Origin of the sequence: uncultured Algibacter sp. (genome assembly GCF_947495675.1) — a bacterium.
Taxonomy (GTDB): Bacteria; Bacteroidota; Bacteroidia; order Flavobacteriales; family Flavobacteriaceae; genus Algibacter_B.
The window spans coordinates 97,316-115,303 of the sequence record NZ_CANLZX010000014.1; the positions used below are offsets into that span (position 1 = coordinate 97,316).

Here is a 17,988-nt window from a genome sequence, read left to right on the forward strand (position 1 = left end):
TTAATTGTTAATAATTGCTTTATTAATAGATTTTATAAGACTTGGACCTTCATAAATAAATCCTGTATAAATCTGAACTAAATCTGCTCCAGCATCCAGTTTTTCAAGAGCATCTTTTGCCGAATGAATACCTCCTACTCCAATTATTGGGAATGCTTTATTGCTTTTTTCAGAAAGATATTTTATAACCTGTGTGCTTTTCTCTTTTATTGGTTGACCGCTTAAACCACCGTTACCAATTTCTTCAAGTCTTTCGTTAGTAACTTTTAAGCCTGTTCTGTCTGTGGATGTGTTACTAGCAATAACACCATCAAGATGAGTTTGCTTTACAAGATCAATAATTTCATCTAATTGATTATTATTTAAATCTGGTGCAATTTTTAACAGAATAGGTTTCTGTTTATTAAACGTATTGTTTGCTTTTTGCACAGCACCTATTAATTCCTCTAAATAATCTTTATCATTCAATTTAGCATGGCTTCCAACATTAGGGCAACTTACATTCAATACAAAATAATCAACATAGGGATGTAATGCATTAAAACATTCTAAATAATCTTTAGTGTAATCTTCAGGTTTTGTATTGGTGTTTTTACCAATATTTCCACCAATTATTAGATTTCCTTTGTTTTTTTTAAGTTGAATAATAGCAGCCTCTAAACCATCATTATTAAAACCCATCCTATTAATAATACCTTTATCGTCTTTTAATCTAAACAATCTTTTTTTAGGATTTCCTGCTTGACCTTTTGGTGTTACTGTTCCAATTTCAATAAAACCAAAACCAAAATTTGCTAACTCATTATACAACACAGCATTTTTATCAAAACCGGCTGCTAATCCTACTGGGTTTTTAAAAGTAAGCCCAAATAATTGACGTTCTAATTTTTTATCCTCAATAACAAACAAACTTCTGTAAAGGCTTTTAAAGCCTGGTATTTTAGAAGTAAACTTCACTAATGAAAATGTGAAATGGTGAATTTTTTCAGGATCAAAAGAAAAAAATATTGGGCGAAGTAGTAATTTGTACATCAGTATAATTTAATGCAAAAATAAGTTGAAATACTGTAAATAAAAAATTGAGATACACTTACTTATTCACGCTTAATAATTGTAAATTAGAGCCATAAATAGCTACAAATATCTTACAATAAAAAATATCATTTAAATGATTTCAAAAGAACAGATAATTAAACGATTTACGGGTTATGTTACTATAGATACTGAATCTGATCCTGCCTCAGAAACCACTCCTAGTACAGAAAAACAATGGGATCTGGCTAATAAATTAACCGAAGAGCTTAAAGCTATTGGCATGCAAGATGTTAGCATAGATAATAATGCATACATAATGGCTACTTTACCAAGTAATGTAAGTCATGATGTCCCTACAATTGGATTTATATCACATTTTGATACATCGCCAGATTTTACTGGTGCCAATGTAAAACCTAAAATTATTGAAAATTATAATGGTAAAGATATTATCTTAAATGAAGCTGAAAATATTGTTTTGTCGCCCGATTATTTTGAAGATTTATTACAATACAAAGGACAAACTTTAATTACAACTAATGGTACAACACTTTTAGGTGCCGATGATAAAGCTGGAATATGCGAAATTGTATCGGCAATGGAATATTTAATAAAGCATCCTGAAATTAAACACGGAACTATTAAAGTTGGCTTTACACCCGATGAAGAAATTGGTAGAGGTGCACATAAATTTGATGTTGAAAAATTTGGAGCAGATTGGGCATACACTATGGATGGTAGCCAAATTGGCGAGTTAGAATATGAAAACTTTAATGCTGCAGGAGCTGTTGTAAAAATAAAAGGTAAAATAGTACATCCTGGTTATGCAAAAGACAAAATGATTAACTCCATGTATATCGCTACAGAGTTTATTAACTCTTTACCAAGACTAGAAACTCCAGAACATACCGAAGGATATCAAGGTTTTTTCCATCTACATAATATGGAAGGTGATGTAGAAGAAACGACTCTACAATATATTATACGCGACCACGATATGGGGCATTTTGAAGCTCGTAAAGAAGTTATGGTGAAGCTTACCAATGAGCTTAATGCTCAATATGGCAGAGAAGTAATTACTACAGTAATTAAAGATCAATATTTTAATATGAAAGAAAAAGTAGAACCTGTAATGCATATTGTTGATATCGCTGAAGAAGCTATGAAAGCACTTGATATTACTCCTCTAATTAAAGCTATCCGTGGCGGTACTGATGGTTCACAATTAAGTTATATGGGATTACCTTGCCCGAATATTTTTGCTGGCGGACATAATTTTCATGGTCGATATGAGTATGTACCTGTGGAAAGTATGATTAAAGCAACCGAAGTGATTTGTAAGATTGCGGAGTTAACAGCATTGAAAAATTTAAGCTAACGGAATAATAAATTTCACAAAACAATTAATTCTCAAATTAAAAAATCTTTAGAAACAGAACAATGATGAAAAATTTATTAGAATAGTGAAATTTAAAAACATTTTAAAAAACATTTTCCCATCTATTAAAGATTGGAAAAAATTCTCTTTAAAGAAAAACTAGAAATTATTAGTATATAATTTGGCTTTGTTATTGTTTTACCGTCTATCATATTCTTTTTTACTGGTCTTTCATCTTCACCTTCTGAAGAATATATTGACTCAAAACGTCCATATCTTGAAGTTCAACTTAGTATCTATAAAATTGACTCAACTGGAATTTATTACAAATATATATTAGAAAATAATGGAAATCTTCCCGCCAAAAATTTAAAGTTTAGCAAAATATCTCCTACTATGATAGGTTCAGAATTTAAATTAGATCATAGAGACATTGCGCCTAGTGGAAAAATTGAAATAAGAGAAGGCATTAGTATCTCTTCTATTGATTTGAAAAATCTTAATAAATTTAGCCTAACCGCTTCATATGAAGTGGCAATTGCTGATGGCTTGAAAAAACATCATACAACATTTGTCTTTTTGATTCCTATGAAGGATATCGCAATAAAAACCTATTTATATAATGATGTTAAAAGACAAGAGGGGATAATTTCAAAAGAAGAAATTAAAAAAAATTTGGGATATAGAATGGCCTAAAATAAAGAATAAAAGAGAGATTAAACCAAATGAAATAATTGATGCTCATTCTTATGTTGCCCTAGTTAAATTTAAAGATACAGTACTCAATAGAAAAAAATATATTTTTGATGCAGGTAAATCATTAAAAAAAGATAGAGTTTCCTTATACCTAAATGAACATAACGATATAGTATTTACTATTATTGATAAAAATGGAATGAAAGATTCTGTATATTTTAAAAAGCAACCAAACTTCTTTAAATTCAAATGGCTAATAAATTGTGAATATTGTTATGGAAAAGATTTTACAATATTACGCATATATATTAGCGATAGTCTTGCTATGGAGAAAAAAATTAGATATAAATCTGAACTCAGCAAATGTAAAATTTTAATGGAGAATATAACTTATGGCGCAGATATTAAAAAAAATAATGGAGGTGTTTTTATTCTTGCTTTTTTTTTATCTTATGAAAAATTAGTAGACAAAATTAGTAGAAGTACAATTTCAAAAGAATATCATAATAAGAAAATAGAAAAATGGGTTGAATTTAATGGTGTACAAAATTGGCAAAAAAATAAAAGAGAAATAAAACCTTCAGAACTTAATTACAATTAATTTACTTTTACATTTCTTAAAAAAAAATGCATGCGCATAGATATTATTACTGTTTTACCAGAATTACTTAAAAGCCCTTTTGAAGCTTCTATATTAAAACGTGCTATTGATGCTGGTTTAGTTGAAGTCCATTTTCATAATTTACGTGATTATACTACAGATAATTACAAATCTATTGACGACACACAATTTGGTGGTGGTGCCGGAATGGTAATGATGATTGAACCAATTGATAAATGTATTTCTGCTTTAAAAACAGAACGTAATTATGACGAAATTATTTATATGACACCAGATGGCGAAACATTAAAACAAGGCATTGCCAACCAATTGTCTTTAAAAGAAAATATCATTATTTTATGTGGACATTATAAAGGTGTAGACCAACGTGTTCGTGACCATTTTATAACACGTGAAATTTCTATAGGTGATTATGTACTTTCAGGAGGCGAATTAGGAGCAGCTGTACTTTGCGATGCTGTTATTCGATTAATACCAGGTGTTTTGGGAAATGAAACCTCTGCCCTAACCGATTCCTTTCAAGATGGCTTATTAGCACCTCCTATTTACACAAAACCCAGAGAATACAAAGGATGGAAGGTTCCTGAGTTATTATTTGGTGGTAATTTACCTAAAATTGAAAAATGGCGTGAGGAGCAAGCATATATAAGAACTAAAGAACGAAGACCCGATTTATTAGATGAAAATTAAAACAGATTTAGAACCTGTAATAGAGAAAATCGAGGCTAAAAAATTAGTTGGAAAATCTATTTCTATGTCTTTGATGGATAATAAGACTTTTGATTTATTTTCTGAATTTATGCCAAAACGAAACGATATAAGTAATAATATAAGTGAAGATATTTTTGAAGTATTGCTATATAATAAAGCATATTTTAAAAATTTCAATCCAAACAATATGTTTATTAAATGGGCATGTTTAGAGGTTTTTGATTTTGAAAACACTCATAAGAACATGAAGCAACTACCTATTGAATCTGGACTCTATGCTAGATTTAACTATAAAGGTTTAGCTAAAGATATTGGTGAATTAATGACTTTTATTTATTCGGATTGGCTACCAAATTCTGAATATGAATTAGATGACAGACCTCACTTTAATATTCTAGGAAAGAAATACAAAAACAATCACCCAGACTCTCAAGAAACTGTTTGCATACCTATAAAGGCTTCTGCTAAGGATTAAACAATATATTAAAAATGCACTCTTAAAGAACTAATTAATCTACAACTTTATAGTTACAAATTAAAACTATTAGTATATATAGAATATCATACAATTATGTTAAGGATAGAAGTGGCATTCTTTATTACCATTAAAAAGTAATATAAAGTTAGCGGATAGCCTGGCTTTTTGCTAATATAAAACATAATATCGTCCTTAAATTTCTAAGCAAACAGAAACACTTAAAAAAATATAAGTAAAACGTTGCAGATTATTAATTAATACTTATTTTTGCAGCCAATTTCGGGTTAACCTCTGGCGAGAATCGTGAATGTTGTTCTGAATTAATTATAATTAAATTTAAAGATATGGAATCTTTAGTAAAATTTGTACAAGACGAATTTGTAACAAGAAAAGATTTACCTGAATTTGCAGCTGGTGATACTATTACAGTATTCTACGAAATTAAAGAGGGTAACAAAACACGTACTCAGTTTTTTAGAGGTACAGTAATTCAAAGAAGAGGATCTGGAACTTCAGAAACTTTTACAATTAGAAAAATGTCAGGATCTATTGGTGTAGAGCGTATCTTCCCAATTAACTTACCTGCATTACAAAAAATAGAAGTTAACAAACGTGGTAAAGTGCGTAGAGCTCGTATCTACTACTTTAGAGGTCTTACTGGTAAAAAAGCTAGAATTACTGAACGTAGACGTTAATAACAATATTCCTGCAATTGCAGTATTTAAAAGCCTTGATATTTATCAAGGCTTTTTTTATTAACTTTTGTTAATAACAATGGTTAATAGTTAGTTGATATCTAAATACTTAAAAAATTGTTTTTTTCAAAGTGTCATGCTATATTTACAAAAGAAAAAAATGACAATCCTTTGGTTGGTTTCGCCTCAACAACGAATTTACATAACTTTCTAAATAAGGTAACGTTCTTTATATAATTGTTTTTGAGGTTTTATTGAACCACGTGTATGCGTGAGAAAACAAAAAAACCATGACATTGTAAAGGTATCATATGCGAAAGTAGATGAACACTAATATGATGGAAAGCTTAAAAAGCAACACAAGCGAAAGTAAATGTTGTAATGCAAGCAATGCTAATTGCGATTTTAACACGAAAGTGAAGAGGTAACAACTAGTATCAAGAAAACAGTTACAGAAACATTTTAGTAATAAGTCAATACATTTTGAAAATTACAATAATGTTTCGTTGAAATAACAACACTTGAACTGAAATAGTTTAAATGAAAATTTTAAACAAACATGAGTAGTAATACTCATTAGGTCACGCAGAGTTATTTCAAAAAAGCCATATCAACGTAGATTAAGTTCTGTAGTGATATGGCTTTTGTTTTTATTAAATTATCACTTACTCTTCCCTATTTTGGTTTTCTATTAAAAATTCATCTTTTATGTTTTTTCAATAAAAATTTGAACATTATTAAATGTCAATTTTTGTATATTCGCACCGCGAAAACGTTATCGTAATTAAGTCTCAATTACTAACTAAGTATTAATTCAAAAAAAACGACACAAATGTCTAAAATCATTTATACAAAAACTGACGAAGCTCCTGCTTTAGCAACACGCTCATTACTACCTATTGTTCAAGCGTTTGTTAAATCTTCGGGTATTAATATTGAAACTAAAGATATTTCTTTAGCAGCTAGAATTTTAGCTGTATTTCCAGATTTTTTAAATGAAGACCAACGTGTTACTGATGATTTAGCAATACTAGGTGAATTAGCAAAAAAACCAGAAGCTAATATTGTAAAACTACCAAATATTAGTGCTTCGGTTCCACAATTAAAAAGCGCTATAAAAGAATTACAATCTAAAGGTTTTAATATTCCAGATTATCCTAGTGATGCTGAAACTGATACCGAAAAAGATATTAAATCGCGTTACGACAAAATAAAAGGTAGTGCTGTTAATCCAGTTCTACGTGAAGGAAATAGTGACAGACGTGCACCTAAAGCAGTTAAAAATTATGCTAAGAAAAACCCTCACTCTATGGGTGTTTGGACTAGCGATTCTAAAACTCATGTTGCAACAATGAGTGAAGGTGATTTTGCACACAATGAAAAATCTGTAACATTAAATGATGCAACAAGTATAACTATAGAACATACAGATAATAGTGGTAATACAACTGTTTTAAAAGAAAGTTTTCCTTTACTAAAAGGCGAAATTATTGATGCTACAGTAATGAATAAGAAAGCATTAGTCAACTTTTTAAACAAACAAGTTGATGATGCAAGAGATAAAGGTGTATTATTTTCTTTACATATGAAAGGCACCATGATGAAAGTGAGCGATCCAATCATTTTTGGTCATGCCGTTAAAATATTCTTTAAGAATGTTTTTGCTAAGTATAGTGAAGTTTTTGAAAATATTGGCGTTAACGTTAATTCTGGTTTAGGAAACTTACTAGAGCGTATTCAAGAATTACCAGATACTGAACGTAAAGCTATTGAAGCTGATATAGAAGCTACTTATAAAAAAGGACCTAGCATAGCTATGGTAAATTCTGATAAAGGAATTACAAATTTACATGTACCTAGTGATGTTATTATTGATGCATCCATGCCAGCAATGATTCGTACTTCTGGCCAAATGTGGAATGCTGAAGGTAAACTACAAGACACAAAAGCAGTAATTCCAGATAGTAGTTATGCAGGGATTTATTCAGCAACTATAGATTTTTGCAAAGAAAACGGTGCTTTCGATCCTACAACAATGGGAACTGTTCCTAATGTTGGACTTATGGCTCAAAAAGCTGAAGAATATGGTTCTCATGATAAAACTTTCGAAATTCCTGCAAACGGAACTGTTAAAGTAATTGATGCTTCTGGAAGCACATTATTAGAACATACAGTTGAAGAAGGCGATATCTGGAGAATGTGCCAAACTAAAGATGCTCCAATTCAAGACTGGGTTAAATTAGCAGTAACTCGTGCTAGAGCTTCTGAAACCCCTGCTGTATTTTGGTTGGATGAAAAAAGAGCTCATGATGCAGAAATAATCAAAAAAGTTAACACATACTTAAAAGATCATGATACTTCAGGATTAGATTTAAGAATCTTATCTCCAATTGAGGCTACTAAATTTACATGTGCTAGACTTATAAAAGGGCAAGATACCATTTCAGTTTCAGGAAATGTATTACGTGATTACTTAACAGATTTATTCCCTATACTAGAAGTTGGTACTAGCGCAAAAATGTTATCTATAGTTCCTTTAATGAATGGAGGTGGTTTATTTGAAACTGGTGCTGGTGGTTCTGCACCAAAACATGTTCAACAATTACTTGAAGAAAATCATTTACGTTGGGATTCTTTAGGAGAATTTTTAGCACTTGCAGTTTCTTTAGAACATTTTAGCCAAGTTAATAATAATGCTAAAGCTAAAATTTTAAGTGAAACTTTAGATGATGCGACTGACAAATTATTAGAAAACAGTAAAGGCCCTTCTAGAAAAGCTGGAGAATTAGATAATAGAGGAAGTCACTTTTACTTAGCTATGTATTGGGCAAATGAATTGGCTAAACAAAATAAAGATGAAACTTTAAAAGCTGAATTCACACCTATCGCAAAACAATTAGCAGATAATGAAATAACTATAGTTAAAGAATTAAATGATATTCAAGGTAAACCTACTGATATAGGAGGTTATTACGAACCTAATGAAGATTTAATTAACAATGTAATGAGACCTAGTAAAACATTTAATGCTATTTTAAAATAAAAATAACATCAATATAATTATCAAAAGCCCCTAATAAGGGGCTTTTTTTTATACTTTTATAAAAAAAAGCTAATACATGAAGAATCCTTTAGTATGGTTTCTTTTTGCGTTTTATTTTTCAATTCCTATAATTAACGCACAAGAAAAATTCACACTTAGTGGAACCATTTATGAAGAAAAAAGTAATGAAACCCTAATTGGGGTTAACATTATTTTTCCAGAACTATCCGCCGGAACAACCACAAACGAATATGGTTTCTATTCTATTACACTCCCAAAAGGCACATATAATATTGTAATTAGCTATTTAGGCTACGCAACAGTTTACGAAAAAATTAATCTTACAGACGATATCTCAAAAAACTTTAGCTTAACAGATACTATAGAAAATTTAGATGAAGTTGTTATTACCGAAAATATTGAAAAACTCAATATAAGAACACCTCAAATGAGTGTAAATAAATTAACTTCTGGAACCATTAAAGATATACCTGTTGTACTAGGTGAATCTGATATTATTAAAGCAATAACCTTATTGCCAGGTGTTACTAATGCAGGTGAAGGATCTTCCGGATTTAATGTTCGTGGTGGCGCTGCAGATCAAAATTTGATTCTTTTAGACGAAGCCACTATTTATAACTCCTCACATTTATTTGGATTCTTTTCTGTTTTTAATCCAGATGCTATAAAAGATTTAAAATTATTTAAAGGTGGTATTCCTGCTCGTTATGGTGGCAGAGTGTCTTCTGTTTTAGATATTTATCAAAAAGAAGGAAACAATAAAGACTTTCATGCAAATGGAGGTATTGGTATTGTATCTAGTAGACTATTGTTAGAAGGGCCACTAAAAAAAGACAAAGGCTCTTTCCTTTTAGGAGGAAGATCAAGTTATGCGCATTTATTTTTACCCCTTTTTGATATTGATAATATTGCATACTTCTATGATTTAAACACTAAATTAAGTTATAAATTAAATGATAATAATAACATTTATCTTTCTGGTTATTTTGGTAGAGATGTTTTTAGAATTGAAGATACTTTTGAAAACACATATGGTAATTCTGTTTTGAATTTTAGATGGAATCATTTGTTTTCAAATAAGTTATTCTCTAATTTATCTCTAATTTATTCTGATTATTATTATGATTTAAAATTGAATTTTGTTGAATTTGATTGGGTTTCTGGAATTCAAAATTTCAATTTAAAATATGATTTTAAACATTATTTAACCGATAAAATAAAACTACAATATGGTTTAAACAGTATTTATTACAAGTTTAATCCTGGAGAAATTAAACCAACAGTAGAATCATCTGGGATAAACCCCTTTAAACTTATTGATAAATATGCCTTTGAAAATGCTATTTATTTAGACACTGAACATAAAGTATCTGATAAATTAGCATTATCATACGGACTTCGTTTAAGTAGTTTTCATCGTTTAGGACAAGATGAATTAAACTTGTACAATGATGACCAGGCCGTTTTGTTTAATGAAGATTTTCAAATATATGAAAAAGCAGACCCAGTAGGTACTGAATCTTTTAAGCGAAGTGATGTTATTGAAAGTTTTTATAATTTAGAGCCAAGAGCATCTTTAGCATATCAATTAAATACCAAAAGTTCTGTAAAATTGAGTTATAATCGTATGGCACAATATTTACATCTACTTTCAAACACTAGTTCTCCTACACCATTGGATATTTGGACACCTAGTGGTAAATATATTAAACCCCAACTATTAGATCAATACGCTATTGGTTATTTTAAAAATTTTAACGATAATTCCTATTCTCTTGAGGTTGAAAGTTTTTACAAAAACGTTAAAAATAGAATTGATTATATTGATGGTGCTGATTTAATAGCTAATAATGCCATTGAACAAGTAATTCTAAACGGAAAATCTAGAGCTTACGGACTAGAAGTTTTAATTAGAAAAAACGAAGGCCGTTTTAAAGGCTGGTTAGCGTATACTTTATCAAAATCAGAACAGCAAACCCCTGGAAGAACAGATACTGAGCTAGGTATAAACAATGGGAATTGGTACAATACTCCTTTTGATAAAACACATGACATTTCATTCACAGGAAGTTATGATTGGAATGAAAAATGGAAAATCAATACCAATTTCTTATTTCAAACTGGACAACCTGCAACATTTCCAAATGGCCAATATGAATACAATGGCTTGAGTATTCCAAATTATAATGGCAGAAATTCAGATAGACTTCCAGCTTATCACAGACTTGATGTTTCTTTAAGTTATACACCAAGACCAAATAAAAAAGAAGGATGGATAGGCGAATGGGTGTTTGGTTTCTATAACCTTTATAATAGAAGGAATGCTGCATCAATATCTTTTGGGCAAAACGATGTAACAGGTACAAATGAAGCTACGCGTTTGTCAATTTTCGGAATAGTTCCATCAATTTCTTATAATTTTAAATTTTAGGATAATGAAAAAAATATTCAAATTAATACTTATCAGTTTTCTATTTATATCATGTGAAGATGTTATAGATGTCGACGTTAATACTGCTGATCCAAGATTAGTTATTGATGCTTCTATTCATTGGAATAAAGGCTCTACTGGAAACAATCAATTTATTAAACTTACTCTTACTGCACCATATTTTGATGATAATGTACCACCTGCAACAGGTGCTACTGTAACTGTTACAAATTCTAAAAATTTTATATTTAATTTTTTAGAAGAAGATAATACTGGAATTTATAAAAATAAAAATTTTGTTCCAGAGATTGGCGAAATATATTATTTAAATATTCTATACAACAACGAAACTTATGTGGCTACTGAAACTATGCTACCTGTGGCACCTATTGAATATGTTGAACAAAAAAATGATGGTGGTTTTTCTGGCGAAGAAATTGAAATAAAAGCATATTACTCAGACCCAAAAAACGTAGAAAATTTTTATCTCTTTGAATTTTATATTTTAGATAGAAATACCTCCTCTCTTGAAGTATACGATGATGAATTTACAGATGGTAACCAAATTTTTGCATTTTATTCTGATGAAGATTTAGTAAGCGAAGATCAAATTCTTATTATAAATTCTGGTATTTCTAAACGCACTTATGAGTATTTAAATATTCTATTGCAACAAACCGACGAAGATTCAGGAGACCCTTTTCAAACTCAACCTGCTACTGTAAGAGGTAATTGTGTAAACCAGACAAATCCTGATAATTATCCATTTGGCTATTTTAGGGTTTCTGAAACAGATGTTTTTACTTATGTAGTTGAATAATTGTAAGTTCTACAGCTATTTTCTATTCTGTATACTTCAAATTTTATGTATTTTTGACATATGAGTTTTATTAAAACCACCGAGCAAGATTCTAACCACAATCATTTGGAAAAAATGAGTGTTTCAGAATTATTACTAAACATAAATAAAGAAGATAAAACCGTTCCTAATGCTGTTGAAAAAGCTATACCACAAATTGAAATATTAGTCCATCAGATTGTTGAAAAATTAAAGAATGGTGGCCGTTTATTTTACATGGGAGCAGGAACTAGTGGTAGATTAGGTATTGTAGATGCTTCAGAATGCCCTCCTACTTTTGGTGTATCATTTGATTTAGTTATTGGATTAATTGCAGGTGGAGATTCTGCGATAAGAAAAGCTGTTGAATTTGCCGAAGATTCTAAAACTCAAGGCTGGAAAGATTTACAAAAACATAATGTTAACACTAAAGATATTGTAATTGGTATTGCAGCTTCTGGTACCACTCCGTATGTTATTTCTGCATTAGAAACCTGTAATTTAAACCATATTACTACAGGTTCTATTTCTTGTAACAAAAACAGTCCTCTTTCTAATGTTGCTAAGTTTCCAATTGATGTTGTTGTAGGTCCAGAATTTGTTACTGGTAGTTCTAGAATGAAAGCCGGTACTGCTCAAAAACTAGTATTGAATATGATTACCACTTCTACTATGATTCAATTGGGACATGTAAAAGGAAATAAAATGGTAGATATGCAACTTAGCAATAATAAACTTGTTGATAGAGGTGCGAAAATGATTATGAAAGAAATAAATGTTTCTGAAAATGAAGCATTAAAATTATTAAATAAACATAAAAGTGTGAGAAACGCAATAAAATATTATAATAATGGAAGATAATAAAACTGATAAGATCATGCTTTTTCAAGGTGTAAAAACATTAATATTTGCTGCTTTAAGCTTGCTAATGGGACCTGTTTTGTTAAGTTTTGCATTTAGTAAACCAGATGATAAACTATATATCCCGCTTTTAATAATTGGTTGTTTAATTTGTGCTTTTGCTATATTCTTAATTTTTAAAGGGATAAGGCTAATTATGAATAGTATGTTCAAAAAAAAATAACACAACAAACCAAATATTATTTTGGTGTAGTAGGATTATATCCAAAATCCGAATCATTAATAACAATGCCTAAACTATCAAAAATATAATTAATAATGGCATAATGGTGAATAGTATGGCTATTAGCTTGTGCTAACAAAGAACCATATGTATAAGGAATCTCTGTTTTTCCTATTCCTAAATCATCAATTACTAAAATATTGTCATTAATATCAAAAGATGCAGCGTTTAATCTTTCAATTATTTGTTTCAAATAATCTTTAGCACATACACAATCTGCTTCAACATTCTTATTTCTACTTCTAGCAGTTAAGTCAACTTTATTTTCTGTATTAACATTACAAATACAATCATAAAAATCTAGAATATGTCTAATATGAGAACCAATACTAGAATGGTAAGGCGGTACTGAAGCATCACATAATTGATTATTGGATAAATGATCTAATAAAACTTGAGACTTTTTAAGTGTTTTAAGAGTAGATTGGATAATAATGTTCATGGACACTAAATTAACTAAATAATTCGAATTTTATTAAGTATTAACATTTAGTCTAAACACAATAAAATCCTTACAAACTTATAAAAAAAGTTTTGTTACAGCATTTAGCCAAACATAAAAAAGAAATTATACATTTAAATTTTATTGATTTACTTTGTATTTATGGTTATATTATTTGGAATTTAATTCTTCTAAAACCAACCTTAATTCACCATAACTATACTTATCATCTAACTGATGTTTCAAATCAGATAAGTTTTCAAATTTTTTCTTTGGTATTAATATTTTTAACTCCTCATAAAATTCATCAGACATCAAATCTGTTATTTTCACTTCGCCAGTTGGTATAAAACTAGCTAAATGGCCAATAATCGTATTTACATTCAATTCGCGAGCATTTGCAATATCTGCAACAGATTTACCAGATTTAAAAAGTGCTAAAGATTCTTTTTTTGTATCTCCCTTTTGTCGTTTAGGTTTCTCAACTTCAAAAATCTCAACTTCTGCAGAAACTTCAATATCCTGTTCATCACAATAGGCTTTTATCACTTTCAAAATGGCAGCACCATATTTTTCAACTCGTGTTTTACCCATACCATTAACCTTTAGCAATTCAACCTTATTTGTTGGTAAAGTTTCACACATTTCATATAAAGCCTTCTGAGTAAAAATCTGATAATGAATCAAATCTTTCTCATCGGCAATATCATTTCTAAGTAATCGTAATTTCTCGAAAAGTACAACATTACTTGTACCTTCAACAACTGCTTTCCTTGTTTTTTTTGGACTTTCTTTCCCAATAAAAACAGATTTTGCTCTAAGTTCCAAAATTCGTTCTGCACTAAAACCATCAAATAGCCCATTAAAATAAAGAAGTTTTACAGCTAATAAGTCTTCAAAAGCATCTAAGTTTTTGGTAATCTCGCTTCCTACCGCTTGGTTATCGGTAGTAAAGGCAAATGTTTTTAGAGGTGTCACAATTTTAGACTCTGTTTCAGTTTTAAAATATCCTATTCCTTTTTTAAAACGTCCTTGAATTAACGGGCTTTGCACTGGTAAACCACCAGTTTCAGCAAGCTGTTTTAATTGTGCATTAAAACCATTGGCCACCTTTAAAAAATTTGCAATAATTTCTTTAATTGGTAAAAACACATCGTCTATAGCTCCTTTAATTATTGTTCTATTCTTATAAAAGATATCTAAAATTCGATTTAGAGGATACAAAAACTTGTAAAAATCAAACACTTCTGCGATTAAATCCAACTGAAAATTGGCCTTAGAATGCTCCAAAACACTTTCATCGGGTGTATTTTGCTCTGCATTTTCATTAAATGTAGTTACATTTCCATCACTAATAATCTGGCTTGAATTAATTTTACTTTTCAATACTAAACCTTCCAGAGATTTACACCTACTTAAAGCCACATACGTTTGCCCATGTGCAAAAGCTCCTTGAGCATCAATAATCGCTTTTTCAAACGTTAAACCCTGACTTTTGTGTATGGTTATACTCCACGCTAATCTAAGAGGCATTTGGGTATAACTCCCAATTTTTTCTTCAGTAATCTCTTTTGTTTCAACATCAACCGAGTAATTAATATTCTCCCAAATTTCGGGTGTCACATTAATATTAAAATCATCATCAGGACAATGTACAACCACTTCATCGTTATCTAATAAAATCACTTTACCTATCTTACCATTAAAATAACGTTTTTCTGGTTTACTGTCATTTTTCACAAACATTACTTGGGCACCAACTTTTAACTCCAATCGCTTAGCATTTGGGTATGCATACTCAGGAAATTTTCCATCTACTTCTGCATTATATGTAATTGTCTTACTAGATAATTTTGCTAATTCTGCGCTATTAGTTGCCTCTGCTTTATTATTATGTGTAGTTAACGATATGTATCCCGCATCTGGCTCTGGAATAAAATTTGGCACATGCCGTTTATTTAACTCGGCTGCACTAGCATCACTCAATCTATTATTCCTAATCTCATTTAAGATTTTAATAAATTTAGGATTCTCTTGTCTATAGATATGCTTTAATTCAATAGTAATCGCATCACATTGCTGGAACGCATAACTACTAAAAAAGAAACCATTGGCATAAAACGGTTTTAAAAGCTCCCACTCTTGTTCTTTAATTACTGGAGATAGTTGTTGCAAATCTCCAATCATTAAAACCTGTACACCACCAAACACCTTATTGCGGTTTCTAAAACGACGTAAGGTTTTATCAATTCCATCAAGTAAATCGGCTCGCACCATACTAATTTCGTCAATAACCAATAAGTCCATCGACTTAATAATATTTATTTTTGTTTTGCTAAACTTCCTATTAAAACCCTTACCTGCATTTAAGTCTGTATCAGGTAAAATTGGACCAAAAGGCATCTGAAAAAATGAATGTATAGTTACCCCTTTAGCATTAATAGCTGCTACACCTGTAGGTGCAACTACCACCAAACGTTTTAAACTACTCATTTTTAATCGATGTAAAAACGTTGTTTTACCAGTACCTGCTTTACCTGTTAAAAAAATTGATCGGTTTGTATTGTTAACAAACGACCAAGCCAATTCCAGTTCCCTATTTTCAGCCATTAAACAATTTAAGATTTAAAATTTCAAGATAATAATTTGGATTATTTTCTGAACAAATTTATAAAAATTAAAATATAACAATTATCAGTTTATAACCGTTTAGATATCTAAATTTTAAACAAAAAGCCATTACTAGTTTAACTTTATTTTCGCTAAGCTAAAAGTAACAACTACTAACGTTCTCGTGTCAATTCAACTAATATTTAGGTTAAATAATTAACGTTTCTTATTAACTAAGTTTACTAATAAGAATATAAACATAAGGCAATCTATAATAGAATTGAAGAAGTTAATTAATAATACTTTATAAAATTATGAAATAATAACTATTTACTATATCGTTCAAAAATCTCAATTACATTATCAAGTTCCTAATTATCTTTTGAATATCGCTATTATCTTTTTGTGGAATTAAAAAGGTTTCTAAATCTTCAGTATTATTTATATGTTCATTTTTATCAATAAAACCATATCCTAGGTAAGTACCCTTTTCAATCATAATAAAAGCATCTTCCCGTTCGTGCCTACCTTTTTGTTTTAAAATTACATCTTTTAAATTGTTATTTAGGCTTTCAATTGCATTTATAACACGTTTGTTATACTGTTTAAAAGTTTCTTGGTCTTCACAGATACCTTTACAAGTATGTATTTTAAAGTGATTACATTTAGCAACAGTATCTTGTAAATGATAATATTTAGGGCAAAGTTCAAACTGGCTACAAATCTTTTCAATTTGCTCTCGGCAATCTGTTATAGAATTTAAAGTTAGTATTGGGTTTGGTGTAGCTTTTAGTGTGTTATAAGCTATATGAATAATACCTTTTCGGTCGGTATAACTAAAAATAGCATACATTTTTGGTGTACGTTTTGACACTTGATTAAATTCTGGGTAATGCTGTTTAATTGCAGCATCTTCCATAAGTAAAGCAATAAGCTCAGTACCAGAAAGTGTAAAGTCTATATCGGCAGTTTCGCGACACATAGCTAAAGATTTCTTCGCTTTACTATAAAAATGACTTAATACCCGCTTTTTAATATCTTTGGCTTTGCCAACATAAATAATTTTACCCTTTTTATTTTTAAAATAATACACGCCTGGAGTGTTTGGTAAATTATTAAAAACCGAGGTTGACAAATGCGATGGTAATGTCGCTTCTTTAGATGATTTTTTTAAGAAATCGTTAAATACAATTTCTGCATTTTCTTGATTAAGAAGCATTTTGAACAAAATTACGGTAGCTTCGGCATCTCCTCTTGCTCTGTGTCTGCCAACTATTCTTATGTTTAAAGCTTTACAAAGTTTCCCTAAACTATACGATTTATGTCCTGGAATTAATTTCCTAGCTAACCGTATGGTACAAAGTTTTTTTCTATTGAAAACTATATTTATGGCTTTAAATTCATTTCTAATAGCGTTGTAATCAAAATTTACATTATGAGCTACAAAAATACAGTCTTTGGTAAAAGATAAAATAGTGTTGGCGATTTCGGAAAATGTAGGTGCATTGGCTACCATACTGTTATCAATTCCTGTGAGCGCAGTAATGTAATCTGGAATATATAATTCTGGATTAATTAATGATGTAAATTCATCAATAATCTTTGAACCATCATATTTAAAAATGGAAATTTCGGTAAGCTTATTACTTCTACCAGAGGTTTCAACATCTATAATTGTGTAAATCATTTTTAAGAGATTCAAGAATCTTAAAGATATTAATAAAGAATTACAACTTTAAAATTTATAATTAATATTTCAAACTATAACAAAAAAAATCCTCAACAAATAAATGTTGAGGATTAAAAAAGGCAACGACCTACTCTCCCACAAATGTAGTACCATC

At 29.8% G+C, this 17,988-nt stretch carries 15 protein-coding genes; 11 read left to right on the forward strand and 4 right to left on the reverse strand.

The features are described from left to right. The gene (locus Q0842_RS11035; RefSeq protein ID WP_298497990.1) at window positions 1-1,032 is read right to left on the reverse strand and encodes a quinone-dependent dihydroorotate dehydrogenase; all 1,032 of its coding nucleotides are present in this window, start codon (window positions 1,030-1,032) and stop codon (window positions 1-3) included. A 136-nt stretch (window positions 1,033-1,168) separates the two neighbouring features. On the opposite strand from Q0842_RS11035, the gene pepT reads away from it, so the two are divergent. The 11 genes from pepT to Q0842_RS11090 all read left to right on the forward strand — a co-directional run bounded on the left by pepT (window position 1,169) and on the right by Q0842_RS11090 (window position 13,032). Then, window positions 1,169-2,413, forward strand: a complete 1,245-nt coding sequence (gene pepT, locus Q0842_RS11040; protein ID WP_298497992.1) for a peptidase T — start codon at window positions 1,169-1,171, stop codon at window positions 2,411-2,413. 396 nt (window positions 2,414-2,809) lie between these two features. Beyond that, complete coding sequence (locus tag Q0842_RS11045; protein ID WP_298497994.1) at window positions 2,810-3,109, forward strand: hypothetical protein; 300 nt, start codon at window positions 2,810-2,812, stop codon at window positions 3,107-3,109. Window positions 3,110-3,308: 199 nt separating this feature from the next. Then, entirely contained in the window at window positions 3,309-3,710 is a 402-nt protein-coding gene (locus Q0842_RS11050) for a hypothetical protein (protein WP_298497996.1), read from the forward strand. 30 nt (window positions 3,711-3,740) lie between these two features. Further along, window positions 3,741-4,421, forward strand: coding sequence for a tRNA (guanosine(37)-N1)-methyltransferase TrmD (gene trmD, locus Q0842_RS11055; protein ID WP_298497998.1), 681 nt, complete (start codon window positions 3,741-3,743; stop codon window positions 4,419-4,421). After that, the gene (locus Q0842_RS11060; RefSeq protein ID WP_298498000.1) at window positions 4,411-4,917 is read left to right on the forward strand and encodes a GyrI-like domain-containing protein; all 507 of its coding nucleotides are present in this window, start codon (window positions 4,411-4,413) and stop codon (window positions 4,915-4,917) included. Before trmD ends, Q0842_RS11060 begins: the two co-directional genes overlap by 11 nt. A gap of 347 nt (window positions 4,918-5,264) precedes the next feature. Then, window positions 5,265-5,615: a 50S ribosomal protein L19 gene (gene rplS / locus Q0842_RS11065; protein WP_298498001.1), complete on the forward strand. Its 351-nt coding sequence runs from the start codon at window positions 5,265-5,267 to the stop codon at window positions 5,613-5,615. Between the two features lie 832 nt (window positions 5,616-6,447). Then, a complete protein-coding gene (locus tag Q0842_RS11070; protein ID WP_298498003.1) occupies window positions 6,448-8,658 on the forward strand; it encodes an NADP-dependent isocitrate dehydrogenase in 2,211 nt (736 codons plus the stop codon). A gap of 76 nt (window positions 8,659-8,734) precedes the next feature. Then, window positions 8,735-11,110, forward strand: a complete 2,376-nt coding sequence (locus Q0842_RS11075; protein ID WP_298498005.1) for a TonB-dependent receptor — start codon at window positions 8,735-8,737, stop codon at window positions 11,108-11,110. Between the two features lie 4 nt (window positions 11,111-11,114). Then, window positions 11,115-11,930 (forward strand): DUF4249 domain-containing protein, encoded by an 816-nt coding sequence (locus Q0842_RS11080; protein WP_298498007.1) that lies wholly within the window; start codon window positions 11,115-11,117, stop codon window positions 11,928-11,930. Window positions 11,931-11,990: 60 nt separating this feature from the next. Beyond that, complete coding sequence (murQ, locus tag Q0842_RS11085; protein WP_298498009.1) at window positions 11,991-12,809, forward strand: N-acetylmuramic acid 6-phosphate etherase; 819 nt, start codon at window positions 11,991-11,993, stop codon at window positions 12,807-12,809. Further along, window positions 12,799-13,032, forward strand: a complete 234-nt coding sequence (locus Q0842_RS11090) for a DUF6095 family protein (protein ID WP_298498011.1) — start codon at window positions 12,799-12,801, stop codon at window positions 13,030-13,032. The genes murQ and Q0842_RS11090 overlap by 11 nt, the downstream gene beginning before the upstream one ends. A 16-nt stretch (window positions 13,033-13,048) precedes the next feature. Here the strand turns inward: Q0842_RS11090 and Q0842_RS11095 are convergent, their stop codons facing one another. The 3 genes from Q0842_RS11095 to Q0842_RS11105 form a co-directional block, all read right to left on the reverse strand. Further along, window positions 13,049-13,534 carry a DinB family protein gene (locus tag Q0842_RS11095; RefSeq protein ID WP_298498012.1) on the reverse strand — a complete coding sequence of 162 codons (486 nt, stop codon included), beginning with the start codon at window positions 13,532-13,534 and terminating at the stop codon, window positions 13,049-13,051. A gap of 171 nt (window positions 13,535-13,705) precedes the next feature. Continuing rightward, a complete protein-coding gene (locus Q0842_RS11100; protein WP_298498013.1) occupies window positions 13,706-16,144 on the reverse strand; it encodes a helix-turn-helix domain-containing protein in 2,439 nt (812 codons plus the stop codon). Between the two features lie 355 nt (window positions 16,145-16,499). Further along, window positions 16,500-17,831 carry an exonuclease domain-containing protein gene (locus tag Q0842_RS11105; protein ID WP_298498014.1) on the reverse strand — a complete coding sequence of 444 codons (1,332 nt, stop codon included), beginning with the start codon at window positions 17,829-17,831 and terminating at the stop codon, window positions 16,500-16,502. Between the last annotated feature and the right edge of the window lie 157 nt (window positions 17,832-17,988).

Excerpts from the sequence above, each read along its gene's own strand:
- Q0842_RS11035 (WP_298497990.1), bottom strand. The coding sequence starts at position 1,032 with ATGTACAAATTACTACTTCGCCCAATATTTTTTTCTTTTGATCCTGAA.
- pepT (WP_298497992.1), top strand. The coding sequence starts at position 1,169 with ATGATTTCAAAAGAACAGATAATTAAACGATTTACGGGTTATGTTACT.
- Q0842_RS11045 (WP_298497994.1), top strand. The coding sequence starts at position 2,810 with ATGATAGGTTCAGAATTTAAATTAGATCATAGAGACATTGCGCCTAGT.
- Q0842_RS11050 (WP_298497996.1), top strand. The coding sequence starts at position 3,309 with ATGAAAGATTCTGTATATTTTAAAAAGCAACCAAACTTCTTTAAATTC.
- trmD (WP_298497998.1), top strand. The coding sequence starts at position 3,741 with ATGCGCATAGATATTATTACTGTTTTACCAGAATTACTTAAAAGCCCT.
- Q0842_RS11060 (WP_298498000.1), top strand. The coding sequence starts at position 4,411 with ATGAAAATTAAAACAGATTTAGAACCTGTAATAGAGAAAATCGAGGCT.
- rplS (WP_298498001.1), top strand. The coding sequence starts at position 5,265 with ATGGAATCTTTAGTAAAATTTGTACAAGACGAATTTGTAACAAGAAAA.
- Q0842_RS11070 (WP_298498003.1), top strand. The coding sequence starts at position 6,448 with ATGTCTAAAATCATTTATACAAAAACTGACGAAGCTCCTGCTTTAGCA.
- Q0842_RS11075 (WP_298498005.1), top strand. The coding sequence starts at position 8,735 with ATGAAGAATCCTTTAGTATGGTTTCTTTTTGCGTTTTATTTTTCAATT.
- Q0842_RS11080 (WP_298498007.1), top strand. The coding sequence starts at position 11,115 with ATGAAAAAAATATTCAAATTAATACTTATCAGTTTTCTATTTATATCA.
- murQ (WP_298498009.1), top strand. The coding sequence starts at position 11,991 with ATGAGTTTTATTAAAACCACCGAGCAAGATTCTAACCACAATCATTTG.
- Q0842_RS11090 (WP_298498011.1), top strand. The coding sequence starts at position 12,799 with ATGGAAGATAATAAAACTGATAAGATCATGCTTTTTCAAGGTGTAAAA.
- Q0842_RS11095 (WP_298498012.1), bottom strand. The coding sequence starts at position 13,534 with ATGAACATTATTATCCAATCTACTCTTAAAACACTTAAAAAGTCTCAA.
- Q0842_RS11100 (WP_298498013.1), bottom strand. The coding sequence starts at position 16,144 with ATGGCTGAAAATAGGGAACTGGAATTGGCTTGGTCGTTTGTTAACAAT.
- Q0842_RS11105 (WP_298498014.1), bottom strand. The coding sequence starts at position 17,831 with ATGATTTACACAATTATAGATGTTGAAACCTCTGGTAGAAGTAATAAG.